This window comes from Nocardioides sp. JS614, assembly GCF_000015265.1.
Classification (GTDB): Bacteria; Actinomycetota; Actinomycetes; order Propionibacteriales; family Nocardioidaceae; genus Nocardioides.
In genome coordinates this window covers 1168595-1181959 of the sequence record NC_008699.1, presented here as the reverse complement: position 1 = coordinate 1181959, position 13365 = coordinate 1168595, and the positions used below count along the sequence as shown (strand labels likewise).

At 66.2% G+C, this 13365-nt stretch carries 10 protein-coding genes and 1 pseudogene; 2 read left to right on the top strand and 9 right to left on the bottom strand.

The genetic code is table 11. The features are described from left to right. Positions 1 to 60: 60 nt before the first annotated feature. The 4 genes from NOCA_RS07065 to NOCA_RS07050 all read right to left on the bottom strand — a co-directional run bounded on the left by NOCA_RS07065 (position 61) and on the right by NOCA_RS07050 (position 6111). Positions 61 to 1524 (bottom strand): NAD-dependent succinate-semialdehyde dehydrogenase, encoded by a 1464-nt coding sequence (locus tag NOCA_RS07065; RefSeq protein WP_238383430.1) that lies wholly within the window; start codon positions 1522 to 1524, stop codon positions 61 to 63. Continuing rightward, positions 1509 to 3029 (bottom strand): aldehyde dehydrogenase family protein, encoded by a 1521-nt coding sequence (locus tag NOCA_RS07060; protein WP_011754579.1) that lies wholly within the window; start codon positions 3027 to 3029, stop codon positions 1509 to 1511. Before NOCA_RS07060 ends, NOCA_RS07065 begins: the two co-directional genes overlap by 16 nt. 80 nt (positions 3030 to 3109) lie before the next feature. Continuing rightward, entirely contained in the window at positions 3110 to 4588 is a 1479-nt protein-coding gene (locus NOCA_RS07055) for a purine-cytosine permease family protein (protein WP_011754578.1), read from the bottom strand. A 104-nt stretch (positions 4589 to 4692) separates the two neighbouring features. Beyond that, entirely contained in the window at positions 4693 to 6111 is a 1419-nt protein-coding gene (locus tag NOCA_RS07050; RefSeq protein WP_238383429.1) for an NAD(P)/FAD-dependent oxidoreductase, read from the bottom strand. 98 nt (positions 6112 to 6209) lie between these two features. On the opposite strand from NOCA_RS07050, the pseudogene NOCA_RS28625 reads away from it, so the two are divergent. Both NOCA_RS28625 and NOCA_RS27460 read left to right on the top strand, forming a co-directional pair. Continuing rightward, positions 6210 to 6617, top strand: a pseudogene (locus NOCA_RS28625) (PucR family transcriptional regulator ligand-binding domain-containing protein); the annotation flags it as partial. Positions 6618 to 6756: 139 nt separating this feature from the next. Then, positions 6757 to 7743, top strand: coding sequence for a PucR family transcriptional regulator (locus NOCA_RS27460; RefSeq protein WP_011754575.1), 987 nt, complete (start codon positions 6757 to 6759; stop codon positions 7741 to 7743). 457 nt (positions 7744 to 8200) lie between these two features. On the opposite strand, the gene NOCA_RS07040 is transcribed toward NOCA_RS27460, so the two are convergent. The 5 genes from NOCA_RS07040 to NOCA_RS25545 form a co-directional block, all read right to left on the bottom strand. Further along, on the bottom strand, positions 8201 to 8980 hold the full coding sequence (locus tag NOCA_RS07040) for a hypothetical protein (protein WP_011754574.1): 780 nt from the start codon (positions 8978 to 8980) through the stop codon (positions 8201 to 8203). 52 nt (positions 8981 to 9032) lie between these two features. Then, the gene (locus NOCA_RS07035; protein ID WP_011754573.1) at positions 9033 to 9293 is read right to left on the bottom strand and encodes a hypothetical protein; all 261 of its coding nucleotides are present in this window, start codon (positions 9291 to 9293) and stop codon (positions 9033 to 9035) included. Positions 9294 to 9491: 198 nt separating this feature from the next. After that, on the bottom strand, positions 9492 to 9785 hold the full coding sequence (locus NOCA_RS07030) for a DUF3024 domain-containing protein (protein WP_443189694.1): 294 nt from the start codon (positions 9783 to 9785) through the stop codon (positions 9492 to 9494). Positions 9786 to 9822: 37 nt separating this feature from the next. Next, positions 9823 to 12864, bottom strand: a complete 3042-nt coding sequence (locus NOCA_RS07025) for a type I restriction endonuclease subunit R (RefSeq protein WP_011754571.1) — start codon at positions 12862 to 12864, stop codon at positions 9823 to 9825. After that, positions 12861 to 13346, bottom strand: coding sequence for a restriction endonuclease subunit S (locus NOCA_RS25545; protein ID WP_011754570.1), 486 nt, complete (start codon positions 13344 to 13346; stop codon positions 12861 to 12863). The genes NOCA_RS07025 and NOCA_RS25545 overlap by 4 nt, the downstream gene beginning before the upstream one ends. Between the last annotated feature and the right edge of the window lie 19 nt (positions 13347 to 13365).

Here is a 13365-nt window from a genome sequence, read left to right as displayed (position 1 = left end):
CCGCGTCGGTCGCAACCCGTCCCGGCGCACCGGATCCCACCGGCCGACGTGAGAGCCTGGTCAGTCGTCCCAGCTGATACTCAGGTACTGGGTCTCCTGGAACTCACGGAGCCCTTCGCGAGCGCCTTCACGGCCCAGGCCGCTCTGCTTGACGCCACCGAACGGCGCAGAGGGATCGGAGACGATGCCGCGGTTGATGCCGACCATGCCAGCCTCGATACGCTCGCCGAGGCGGAGCCCTCGTTCGAGGTGACCGGTGTAGACGTACGCGGCGAGGCCGTACTCAGTACCGTTCACTTGGCGAAGCAGCTCCTGTTCGTCGTCCCAGGTCGCGATGGGAGCCACTGGACCGAAGATCTCCTCAGCCAGGATCGAGGAGGTAGAGGGCACGTCGGTGAGGACGGTCGGCGGGTAGAAGTACCCGGGTGCGTCGGGCAGTTGTGCTCGCGCAGCGACCCGTGCGCCCTCCTCGATCGCCCGGTCCACGGCTGCACCGACGCGGCTCACCGCCGCGGCGCTGATGAGTGGGCCGATCATGTTGCCGTCATTCGCCGCACCGACGCTCAGCTTCTCGACCTGGGCACCGACCAGCGCGACGAAGGCGTCTGCGACGTCACGGTGCACGTAGATCCGGTTCGCAGCGGTGCACGCCTGCCCGCCGTTGCGGAACTTGGCGATCATCGCCCCGGCGACGGCGTCGACGAGGTCGGCATCCTCGGTGACGATGAAAGCGGCGTTGCCGCCGAGCTCCATGGAGGTGTTGACGACACGGTCGGCGGCTTGATGCAGCAGCAACCGGCCGATGCCGGTGGAGCCGGTGAAGGACACCTTGCGCACCCGGTCGTCCTCGAGCCACGCGGTCACGACGGCGCCGGCGTGGGTGGTGGTGACCAACTCGACGACGCCGGCCGGTAGGCCGGCCTCGGCGAGCAAGTCGGCGATCGCGATCGCGGTCAGCGGGGTCTCGGCGGCCGGCTTGAGAACAACGGTGCATCCCGCGGCAAGGGCTGGGGCGATCTTGCGGGTGGCCATCGCGGCGGGGAAGTTCCACGGAATCACCAGGGCCGCCACCCCGACGGGCTTGTGGTGCACGATGGTCCGTACACCGCCGGCCGGCGCCTCGCCGTACGAGCCCTCAGTGCGCACCACCTCCTCGGCGTACCACCGGAAGAACTCGGCGGCATAGACAACCTCGGACGCTGCGTCGGCCAGCGACTTGCCGTTCTCGCGAGCTATCAGAGCGCTCAGCCGTCCCTCGTCGCGCAGCATCAGCTCATAGGCGCGTCGGAGCACATCGGAACGCTGCCGCGGAGAGGTGCCTGACCACCCCGCGAAGGCCTCGTGCGCACGATCGACCGCGGCCCGCGCCTCGGTCTCGCCGTGGTCGGCCACCTCTGCGATGAGCTCGAGAGTGGCGGGGTCCTCCACTGCGAACGTGCGATTGCCGTTCACGAGGTTGGTACCGGTCCGGTCACGCGCGTTGACCTCCCGCCCAGCAGCCCAGGGCATCAGGAGCTCGGCCATGCCTCGTCCGAGGCGTACGGGAACCACCAGAAGTCATGCTGGGAAGCGAATGGGTCGATCATGACGAGCTTGGTGTGCCGGAAGGTGTCCAAGCCTTCGCTCCCGAGCTGCCGACCGATTCCCGACATCTTGCGGCCACCGAACGGCCCTGCGTCGTTGTCGAGGATCGGCGCGTTGATCCACACCATTCCGGAGACGATCTCATTCGTAGCGCGGTGGATCTCGGCCGCGTCGGTGGTGTACACGGTGGCCCCGAGCCCGAAGTCGGAGTCGTTGGTCAGGCGGATGGCCTCATCGAGGCTCGACACCTTGACGATGGGTGCGAGGGGCCCGAACACCTCACCGTTGACGACGTCCATATCGGGGGTGACCCCGGTCATGATGGTCGGTTCGACGAAGAAGCCACCGTCGAGTTCCGACGGCAGGTCGGACGGTCTGCCGCCGCCGATCTCGACCTTGGCGCCTTGTTCGATGGCCCGGGTGACGACCTGCTCGAACCGGTCACGTTCGCCGGCGTGCTCCATCGGGCCGATGTCGACCTGGTCGAGGCCGTTGCCGATGCGCAACCTGGCGGCCTCGGCGACGAAGAGCTCGACGAACTGGTCGTGGATGTCTTCGTGGACGAAGACCCGCTCCGCGGAGGTACAGACCTGACCGCAGTTGAAGAAGGCGGCGAAGGTCGCTGCTCGCGCAGCGACCTCGAGCGGGGCCGAGGGCATCACGATGAAGGCGTCGTTGCCGGACGCCTCGATCAGTGTGGGCTTGAACCGGCGGCCACAGGCTTCGGCGACGACCTTGCCGGTGGGAACGCTCCCGGTGAAACAGACCTGGTGGGTGTTGCGGTGCTCCACCAGCCGAGCACCTACACCGCCTCCTCCGGTGACACAGCCCACGAGGCCGGCCGGGAGCGGCTCGAAGATCTCCATCAGCTTCAGCGTCGTCAGAGATGCCCACTCCGAGGGCTTGACGACAACGGCGTTCCCGGCGGCGAGAGCGGCCGCGGCCTCCCAGATCAGGAGGAGGAGTGGATAGTTCGCCGGCAGGATGACGACGACGGTGCCCATCGGCTCCTTGAGGGTGTAGTGCGTCTGTCCGGCGATCGATGGCCCGAGAACCGACCCGATGGAGTGCCGTCCGAGCTCGGCGTAGTAATCCAGGTTGCTGACCGACCAGTCGACCTCGTCGGCGCTCTCCTTGAACGGCTTGCCGGTCTCCCGGGTCAGGATCTCGGCCAGTTCCGGCTTGAGGGCACGCAACCTGCGGGCCACGTCGTGGAGCACCTCGGCACGGTGCAGGGCGCTTTCCTTCCACCACCCCTGCTGTGCCCGGTTCGCTGCTTCGACGACCGCGTCGACCTCTTCTGGGGTGACGATCGCGAAGGAGCCGAGGGTCATGCCGGTCGCCGGATCGATCACGGGTCGATGGACAGCGGAGCCGCTGGGGAGGTGCTTGCCCTCGTGGAAGTAGGTCCCGCTCAGGCGCTCGAACTCCGTCGTTTGGTCCATGGTGCTGTTCCTGCTTTCGGGTGCTGTCGTCGGTGGTACGGCGCGGTGTCGGCCATTGGCGGCCACGCCGGGCGGCGGCACTACTCGATGGGCTCGCCGAGCTCCTCGAGGTGCGCGTCTGCCTGCCGGATGACGGCGCGCTCGTTGTCGAGGTCGAGGTTGCGGGAGAGCGCGTAGTAGACGATCGCGGCAACGGGGATACCGACGAAGAAGGCGATGTCCACGTCGTTGAGCCACTTCGCCGCGAAGCCCTCGTAGAAGGACAGGTACATGAACGGCACCATGACCACGAACCCGAGGACGTAGGCGACGATGCCTGCAGCGTGCCAGCGCCCGTACATCCCGTTCGGGTTGAAGATCTCGGTGATGGAGTAGCGGCCGCGCCGCACCAGGAAGTAGTCGGTGAGGTTGATCGCGGTCCACGGACCCATCAGGTAGGCCAGCACGGCGAGGATCGTGTAGAAGGTCGTGCCGATGAAGTCGTCTGGCAGGAAGGCCCCCACGAGCGTGGCCGTCACCCCCACGGCGACGATCGCGCCCGTGCGGACCCGGTGGGTCGGTGCCACCGGCCGCAAACTGTCCAGCGCGGTGATCGCGGTCAACGCTCCGCCGTAGATGCACATGGCGTTGAAGACGACCAGCGCCAGACCGCCGACGAGGAGGACGATGGTGCCCAGCCCGTTGAAGACCGTGTCGCCCGACTCCGCCAGCGCGACGGTGACCGATTCGGACGGGAACAGGGCAGCACCGACGGCTCCGACCGCCTCCATCGAGAAGACGCCCAGGCCGGCACCCGATGCCGTGAAGAAGATGATCGCCCGGTGGCTGGTGGTCGGCGGCATGTAGCGGGAGTAGTCCGAGACGAAGAACGCCCACGAGAGCTGGTAGGCCAAGGCGGCCGACATCACCATGAAGAACGGTGCGAACTGGAACCCGGTCGACAGGCTGAGAGCACCCGCGGGCAGCTCGCCTCCCGTGAGGATGCCGACCGCGTAGACCGCCAGCACGACGACGAGGACCACCGTGACCCAGCGCTGCCCGGCGTGCATCCAGTGGTAGCCGAAGATCGTGATCACCATGGAGATCAGGCCGATCACGATCGCCCAGACCGGCCTGGAGCCACCCACGACCTGGGTTGCCGTGGGCCCGAAGAGGTTCACGTCCAGCACGACGTAGCCCCAGTAGACGGCGAACGCGACGACCCAGATGAACAGAGCGCCATAGCGTCCGAACTGGGGACGACTCTGGATCATCTGCGGAAGCCCCAGGTGAGGGCCCTGACTGGCGTGCGCGGCCACAGGAAGAGTTCCCAGGAACGTCCCCACCGCCAACGCGATCAGCGTCCAGATCAGGTTGAGACCCAGACCGATGCCGATGACGCCGGTGGCGAGGCTCAACAACATCGCGCTGCCCGCGAACCAGATCGTGAACTGATCAGTCAGCCGACCGTGCCGTTCGGAGAGCGGCACGTAGTCGATCGAGCGGGACTCGACCTTGTTCCAGCGCAGCGAGCCACCACCAGTCGGCGCCTCCGAAGGTGCCACGTCATACCTTGCCATCAGACTCCTCATTCCAGACGACCGTGTGAAGGTTCACGGTCGGGCGTAGACGATTCCCTAGTGCTCCGGCCCCTGGGGGCCCTGTCACGGCTGAGCGGCGGCTCCTAACGTCCCGATATCCGGTCGGCGACGCGGGCGATCGCCGCCGTACGGCGCGAGCCGGCGAACTCGCGCCGATCGGCGGCACGGTAGGCGACGTACAGGCTCCGCACGCCGATCCAGCGCAGCGGCTCCGGTTCCCAGCCGCGGACCCTGTGTCCCACCCACGGAAGCCGGGTCAGCTCGGTGTCCCGTCCCAGGACGAGATCGCGAAGCGTCCGGCCGGCCAGGTTCGTTCCGGCGACGCCGTGCCCCACGTAGCCACCAGCCCAACCCAGCCCGGTCGCCCGGTCCAGATGGACGCTGGCGCACCAGTCGCGGGGCACGCCGAGAACACCCGACCACGCATGGTCCAGCGCGAGGTCGCGGGCCGCGGGGAAGTACCGCTCGAGGATGTCCCGCAACTGGTGGTGGGTGGTGGGATGCGTGACACCCCGATTGTCGGTGCGGGAGCCGAAGCGGTAGGGGATCCCCCGGCCACCGATGACGATCCGGCCGTCAGCGGTCTTCTGCATGTAGCAGAAGGAGTGCGCAGCATCACCGACGACCTCGCCGCCATCCCAACCGATCCGGGCCCAGAGGTGCTCCGGGATCGGTTCGGTGACCACCATGCTGCTGTTCATCGGCAACCAGACCCGACGCTGCCCCTTGAGCCCGGCAGTGAACCCTTCCGTCGCGCGGATCACATGGTCCGCGCTCACGGTTCCGTGGTCCGTGACGGCCCGCCCGGCCAGGATCTGGGTGACCCGCGTGCCCTCGAAGATGTCCACGCCCAACGCCTCGACGGCCGCGGCCAGGCCGATGGCCAGCTTCGCCGGCTGGATGCGGGCACAGTGCGGACTCCACTGGGCCGCCAGCGCGCCCTCGATCCGGATCCGCTCTGCCAGTTCGGCACGGTCGAGCTCGACCAGGTCGTCCTGGCCCCAACCCGCGGCACGCTGAGCCCGGACGTGGTCACGCAGCCGCTTCTCCTGGGCCGGGTTGGTGGCCGCGTGGATGACGCCGGCCTTGTCGATGTCGGCGTCGATCCCCTCGGCCGCGCAGATCCCGATGACCTCGTCCACGGCGGCGAACATGTGGCGCTGGAGGTTGCGAGCCGCGGGCCAGCCCTCCGCGGCGGCGTAGCGGCGCAGCTGACCCGGAGGCTCGGCGCTGAGCCAGCCGCCGTTGCGGCCGGACGCACCGAAGCCGGCGAACTCACTCTCCAACACAGCGATCCTCAGGTCCGGCTGGTCCTTCTTGAGGTAGTACGCCGTCCACAGCCCGGTGTAGCCGGCACCCACGACGGCCACGTCGTACTGGCGATCACCGGGCAGGGCCGGTCGCGCTGCGGGCATGCCCGCCTGTCGGTGCCAGAAGGAGACCTCGCCGTTGACGAAGGTTCGACTGAGCGGTCCGAGCTCGTCGCGGATCCCGAGGCTCACCACTTCCCACATCCCTTCGCCATCCGGTTCGCGGCACGGCGGCCGCTCGCTGTTGCGAAACCGTAGGGGGAGTGACGCAGGTCTCACTATCGGACTCGATGATCAATTTCTGGCCGAGAAAGATACTGCGGTATAGCGTTCGGGGCGTGCCGGCGCTGCTCACCGTCAAGGACCTCGTCTCGATGCCCACCCTCGGCCAGTCCCTGCTCGCCGGCGAGCAGGGACTGGGCCGGGTGGTGCTGTGGGCGCACAGCTGCGAGATGCCCGATCCGTGGAGATGGCTCGGACCCGACGAGCTGCTGATGACCACGGGGTTGTGCATCCCCGCACAGGAGGACGCGCAGGTCGAGTTCATCCGGGAGCTCGATCGCGCACGTCTGGCCGGCATCACCGTCGGCGAGGAGGAGATGGCGCCGCCCCTGCACCCCGCGATGCTGCAAGAGGCCGAGCTGCTCGGCTTCCCCGTGCTGACCACGTCGCACCCGGTCCCCTTCGTCCGCCTCGCGCGGACCGTCTCCATGGCCAACGACGCGCAGCAGAGCCAGCAACTGCTGCTGCTCAGCAGGCTCTACCGGTCACTGACGGCCGTCGCCACCGAGCCCGCCGCGGCGATCCAGCGGGATGGAGGGGATCTTCGGGGTCCGCATGTCGGTCGTCGACGTGGCAACGGGCGCGCCCATCGTCCCCGGATCGCTCGCCCCCGATCCCGCCGTCGTCGAGGAGCTGAGGCAGGCCGCATCCCGGCCCGACGCGCATCCGGGCTCCATGCACCCCTCGTCGACCGGCACCGTCAAGGCCTGGACGCTGCCCAGCGGTCGTCCCGCGCTGCTGCTCGTCGGAGAAGACTCCCCGATGCTCGACTCCTTCACGGTCGGCCACCTGCAGCAGGCGGTGACCGCGGCAGTCAACAACGTGATCACCAATGCGATGGCGCTGGCCGCCAGAGGCGAGCAGCTCGTCTCATCGGTCTTCGCCGGACGGATGCCGATCGAGCACCTCCTGGCCCAAAGTCGCGAGCTCGGCCTTGCGGGGACCGAGTACGTCGTCATCGCCGTCGCAACTGACCAGCCGAGCGACCCGCTCGTGGTCCTGACCACCGCCGGCATCCTGCATCTCCCGCATCGCAGGCCCGGCCGCCTCACCTGCTGCCTCAACGCCGCCGACCTCGAGCGCGCGCTCGATCTCCCGACTCTGGACTCGTCCCGCGTTGGCGTGTCGACATCCTTCCGCTCCCTCGAGGAACTGGCCGAAGCCAGCCGGCAAGCAGGTTGGGCCCTCGGCGCGACCCTCGAACGTAAGCGGATCGTTCACTACGACGAGGTACGTGGCTCCGTCGTACCGCGCGACAGCCAAGCCGCACGTGAAGTGAGCCGCGGCGTCCTCGGCGACCTGCTCGAGCCGACCGAGCGCAGTCAGCGCCTGCTGGAGACCCTGACTGCCTACCTCACCAACGACCGTAAGTGGACCGAGACCGCCCAGGCGTTGGGGATCCACCGGCAGACACTCGGCCATCGCCTCCGCCAGGTCGAAGTGATCACCGGCCGTAGCCTGAAGTCCACCGCGGACCTGGCCGCCCTGTGGGTGGCTACCTCGGCGGTGGAGTTCCTCGCCGACGCAAGAAACACAGTCTGATGCGGAAACACGATGACAGGACCGTTGGACGTCGTCGGCGATCGTCGGTCCCGGCCGGACTTCTTGAGGACTACTTGCGGACTGCTGGGGTCACCCGAGCGTCTCGGGCAGGAGGGGAAAAGCACCGATGTGACGAGGCCGGACGGCGGGTGAAGTCGCGGCGGTCCAACGTGGCGATCTCGCGGACGCTGAGCCCCCGCCATGCGCGCGAAGTCTGCCGACGTCAAGGTTGACGACTTCGAAGTCTTCAGCGGCGACCCCTCTGATGCGCAAACGCGCCGACTCACACGTTGAAGCGGAACGATCACGCGGGGTTTCGGCTGTCGTTGGACAGCGGCGACTGACACCGGAAAACACGGCCTGACCTGCGGAAACGCGATCATCGGACCGTTGGACGTCGCCGGCGAGGATCGGTCTCCGCCGGACTTCTTGCGGACTATTTGCGGACCGCTGGCCCTCAGTCATCGCCGTCCAGGTCGAGGATCGCGCGAGCGATCTCGGACGGGAACAGCGTCGACCAGATGATCTCGCCCGAGCCGGGGTTCATCTCCGCCAAGGGCGAAGGTTCGGGCTGCCAGTCTTCGGGCGCAACTCCAGGAACGCAGTCGAGAAGCAACGCGAACATCTGTGGGTCGGGCACTCCCTCGGCAATGATCGCGAGGTAGGCCTCGTGCCCGTTCGCCGCCCGGACGAGCGCCTTGATCCGATGGTTCCGGAACTCGGCGACGGCGAGATGCCCGCTCTTCAGCGACATCGCGACGAGCTCAATGACCATGCTCCTCACCTCGCGCCGCCACGCGACGGCCTGCTCTGCAGCGAGGCGCTTCCAGTCCCACTCGGCCGGGAGCAGGTGAGCCGAGGAGACGGTCTTCCCCGTCGTGCACTCTCGCTGCAGCGTGGCGTAGAAGTCGCGCTGAGCACTGTCCGCTTGACGCCGGCCAGCGGCGCCGATCCACCAGGCTCCTCGGCTCGGGCGCACCCAGTCCGGGAGATCAGTGCCACGGAGTTCGGTCACGGCAGCGCGGTTGTCGCTGGTCTTGACCTTGAACCAGACGCGGTCAGTGAGCGCGACGACGCGCTCCGCGCCGCCTGCGTCCCGCTGTTCGGGGACCGCCTGGGCGCTCACGATGACCGGCTGATCGATCTCTTCCAGGCGGACCCCGAGGTCTGGCGTCTCAACACCGAGGTCACCGAGGCAGCGTTTCGTTGGGCGCACGCCGATCGGTTCCGAGACCATGTGGCGAATCTAGCGACCAGGTCCGACGCTCCAGCGGACGGCCATGCGACGGCTACTTCGGTAGGCCGCCGAGGTCGTCGAGCTCGTCGGCGTTGAGGCCGGTCATCAGCGACACAGCAGCGGCGTCAGTACCGTTGAGCTGGCCGAGCGCAGCCTTGATCCCGGCGTTGATCTCGTCGCGGTGGGCATCGATGTACTCACGCACGGCAGCGTCAACGATGTCCTTCTTCGAACGGGACATGAAGTGAGCTGCGTGCGACACGAGCTCGTCAGTGGCGGCGTCGACCTTGATCGGCGCGGTAGCGGTAGCCATAACGCTGCCCTCCTTCTCGGGTACCAAAGTACCAGCGCCTACCGTACCGAGCAATACTGAGCCCAACTGCAGAGATGCCGGCTGGGATCGAGTGCCATAGACCCGGACTACGATGGCGTCACAGGCCAGCGACAAGAGGTCCAGGGGACTTCTTCTCGGGCAACCGAGATAGCTGGCCCTCTCGGTGCCACCAACTGGCTAACCCCAAAAGATCGGGTCGCCGCTCCTCTCGATGTGCTCGAGGAGCGCTTGGACGTTCTTGGTCGGGCGCTTGCGCTTGTACTCGTGAAACTTCAGGTTGCGGTCGCGCCAGTAGATCGCCCAAAGGCCGGTCGCCCTTGTGTAGCGCAGCCGTGCGATGGGGAACCGGGTGCGCTCTCCGACTCCATCCCAGGGCGGCCGCACCTCGACGATGTCGACATGGCGCTCGAAGACGTCAGCCTCGACGTTGACTTGATCCCACAGGTGCTCGGCACGCGCTCGAGGGCCCAGAGGCGGATGCGGTGGACATCAGTCTCGGGAAGGGCCATCAGGCCAACCCGAAGTAGCGGTCGAAGAAGGCGAGCAGCCGGTCGATCACGGCCTGCTTCTTGACGGTATGGCCGCCGCTCGGAGAGAACCGCGAGATGGGCGGGAGGATACGGGTGATCGCGGTGCCCATGGTCGGGATGGCGCCGTCCCGGAAGGCCGCCTCAACGAAGGCGTGAGTCTCGTCGGGCTTGAGGTTCTCTTCAGTGATGATGCTCGTCAGCTCCTCAGCCCGCTTCGCGGCGACGAAGCGCCGCCAGTCGTCGTTGACGTCGCCGGTCACAGTCATTGTCTCTACAAAGTCCATGATCAGGTCGCGCTTGTTGCGCAGAGTGACGCTGGAGTCGATCGCACGCTGGATCTTCATCAGCGCGTCCATCTCTCGGTCGGCACCGTTGCCCCTGGCGTCGCGCCACTTCTCGACGAGCATCAGCACGTAGTCGACGTTGACCTCGACCTGCTTGATCAACTCGATCTCGAAGACGACGTCGTCGTTGATCGACTCCTTCTCCGCTTCCTTGGCGCCGCGGAACTCGGCGTACAGGTTGAGGTAGATCGACTGATAGTCCTGGTAGTCGCGCTCGGTCAGCAGCTCGTGTCCGGCGAACTCGTCGAACGAGGTGAGGATGTTTCGCAGTCGTAGAATCACTCCGAACAGGGCGATGTACTGCTTCTGCGCCGCCTCGCCGATGATCTGCTCCCCGAGCGGGAAGACTTCGGTGAGCTCGGCGACGGCATTTTCGTACTCCGCGTAGTAGTCGGCGTACGGCCGCAGCAGGACGATGCCGCGGGCGTCCCTGTTGCCGAACAGCGCCAGTGCGTCATTGGTGGCGTCCTCCAGGTCGCGGAACGACACGATGTTGCCGTAGGTCTTGACCGAGTTCAGGATGCGATTCGTGCGCGAGTACGCCTGGATCAGCCCATGGGAGCGCAGGTTCTTGTCCAGCCACAAAGTGTTCAGGGTGGTGGCGTCGAAGCCGGTGAGGAACATGTTGACCACGATGACGAGGTCCAGCTCGCGGCTCTTCAACCGCTCGGAGAGGTCCTTGTAGTAGTTCTGGAACTTGTCGGCCGAGGTGTCGAAGCTGGTGCCGAACAGCGCGTTGTAGTCGCGGATCGCGCCTTCCAGAAAGTCACGTGAGGTCGCGTCGAGGTCGCCGGTCTCGAACTCCTCCTCGGCCAGCAGGCCGTCGGCCTCCTCCCCATTGGCGGTGAAGCTGAAGATGAGGCCGACCTTGAGCCGCTGCTCTGACGCCAGGTCTGACTGCTGCCGGGCGAATTCGGCGTAGTAGCGCTTCGCGGCGTCGATCGAGGCGGCGGCGAACAATGAGTTGAACCCTGCGAGCCGGCGATCGCCGAGCCGATACGCGGAGCTGCGCTTGGTCTTCTGGTCGAAGTGCTCGCGGATGTAGCCCACGATCTGGTTGATCCGCTCCGGAGCCAGCAGTGCTCGCTCGGTGTCGATGGCCGCGACCTGAGCGTCCGTCAGTTTCTCGGCGGGCTTGAGGGTGTTGACGTAGTCGACCCGGAAGGGCAGCACGTTCCGGTCGTTGATGGCGTCGACGATCGTGTAGGTGTGCAGCTTCTCCCCGAAGGCCTGCTCGGTTGTGCGCAGTCGCGGGCTGCCGCTGGTGCCGGCGTTCTCGGCGAAGATCGGTGTGCCGGTGAAGCCGAACAGGTGGTAGCGGCGGAAGACGTTGGTGATCGCCAAGTGCATGTCGCCGAACTGGCTGCGGTGACACTCGTCGAAGATCACCACGACGTGCGAGGAGTAGATCGAGTGCTGCCGGTTGTAGCTGACGAACCTGGCGAGCTTCTGGATCGTGGTGATGATGATCCGCGCGTTCGGGCCCTCCAACTGCTTGGCCAGGACGCTGGTGGAGGTGTTGGAGTTGGCCGCGCCCTTCTCGAAGCGTTCGTACTCCCGCATGGTCTGGTAGTCGAGGTCCTTGCGGTCGACGACGAAGAGCACCTTCTCCACGAACGGGAGACGACTCGCGAGCTGGGCGGCCTTGAAGCTGGTCAGCGTCTTGCCTGACCCGGTCGTGTGCCAGATGTAACCCCCGGCAGCCAACGAGCCGAACTGTTTGTACGTCGTCGACGTCTCGATACGCTGCAGGATCCGCTCAGCGGCGACGATCTGGTACGGGCGCATCACCAGGAGTTTGCGGTCGACGTCGAAGACGCAGTACTTCGTGAGGATATTGAGCACCGTGTGCTTGGAAAAGAACGTCTTGGTGAAGCCAACTACGTCGGCGATCGGCCGGTTGTTGGCATCCGCCCACCAGCTGGTGAACTCGAAGCTGTTCGACGTCTTCCGACGTGACCGCTTGCCTTGCCTCTGGTCGGCGAGATGGGAGTCGCGGACCGTGTTGGAGTAGTACTTCGTCAGCGTGCCGTTGCTGATCACGAACAGCTGCACGTACTCGAACAGCCCCGAGCCGGCCCAGAAGCTGTCGCGGGCGTAGCGGTTGATCTGGTTGAAGGCTTCACGGATGTCGACGCCCCGGCGCTTCAGTTCTACGTGCACCATCGGTAGGCCGTTGACCAGGATCGTCACGTCGTAACGCGTGGCGTGGGCTCCGGCTGCTTCGTACTGGTTGATCACCTGGAGCCGGTTGTTGTGGATGTTCCGCTTGTCGATCAGATATACGTTCTTCGTCGTCCCGTCGTCGCGCCGCAGGATTTGGACGTGGTCCTCCTGAACCAGCGCAGTCTTCTCCACGATCCCCTTGTTCGGGCCGGCGATCGTTTCGGTGAAGAAGCGCTGCCACTCAGCCTCGGAGAACGTGATGCCGTTGACGGCTTCCAGTTGCACGCGCAGGTTGGCCTCCAACGCGGCGGCCGAGGTGAGGTGCAGGTACTCGTAAGCCTGTTCCTGAAGCAGCCGGATGAACGCGGCTTCGAGCTCAGCCTCCGACTGATACGTCGATTCCTTGCTCGGGTCAGGGACGAACTCAGCAACGACCGTGCTCTCGTCACTGACCGAGATCGGCTCAAAGTGCGGTGCGCTGCCGGGAACGCCGAGCTCGTCGAGGTTCACGCGGCTCGCTCCGGGAAGGTCAAGAGCTTGTGGCGGTAGTACTCGTACTGCTTGCGCCGCGCCGCGATCTCAGCAGGAAGACCGACCGACACGTCATTCACTAAGGCATCGAACTTGTCGAGAATCTCCACTACCCGCGCCTGCACATCCAGCGGGGGCACTGGCACCTCGTACGATTCGACGTCCTTGACCCTTACGTGGGGCACACCGGCTCCTGCCTTGAACGCGTGCAACTGAGCCTGTCTGGCCCGGAGAAGGTGGAAGACGAATCGCGGCATCAAGACCCCATCGTGTGGATGGACACTGAACGCGTCGGTCAAGAAGATCGGTCCCCGCCAATAGCTGACAAAGCCGGCGTATGCCCCAGAGCGGGCGACCACCACTGTTTCACCGTCGCGGTTGCTCACGTTGTGGAAGTACGCAGGCTCAGGAGCATTCGCGACCACGGGCACGTCGCCGAGAGCTGCAGACGTCGCTGTCATGGCTGAGCCGCGCCGAAGT

What these genes read in the sequence shown, in the direction of transcription:
- NOCA_RS07065 (WP_238383430.1), bottom strand. Translation starts at nt 1,524, where the DNA reads ATGGCCGAGCTCCTGATGCCCTGGGCTGCTGGGCGGGAGGTCAACGCG.
- NOCA_RS07060 (WP_011754579.1), bottom strand. Translation starts at nt 3,029, where the DNA reads ATGGACCAAACGACGGAGTTCGAGCGCCTGAGCGGGACCTACTTCCAC.
- NOCA_RS07055 (WP_011754578.1), bottom strand. Translation starts at nt 4,588, where the DNA reads ATGGCAAGGTATGACGTGGCACCTTCGGAGGCGCCGACTGGTGGTGGC.
- NOCA_RS27460 (WP_011754575.1), top strand. Translation starts at nt 6,757, where the DNA reads ATGTCGGTCGTCGACGTGGCAACGGGCGCGCCCATCGTCCCCGGATCG.
- NOCA_RS07040 (WP_011754574.1), bottom strand. Translation starts at nt 8,980, where the DNA reads ATGGTCTCGGAACCGATCGGCGTGCGCCCAACGAAACGCTGCCTCGGT.
- NOCA_RS07035 (WP_011754573.1), bottom strand. Translation starts at nt 9,293, where the DNA reads ATGGCTACCGCTACCGCGCCGATCAAGGTCGACGCCGCCACTGACGAG.
- NOCA_RS25545 (WP_011754570.1), bottom strand. Translation starts at nt 13,346, where the DNA reads ATGACAGCGACGTCTGCAGCTCTCGGCGACGTGCCCGTGGTCGCGAAT.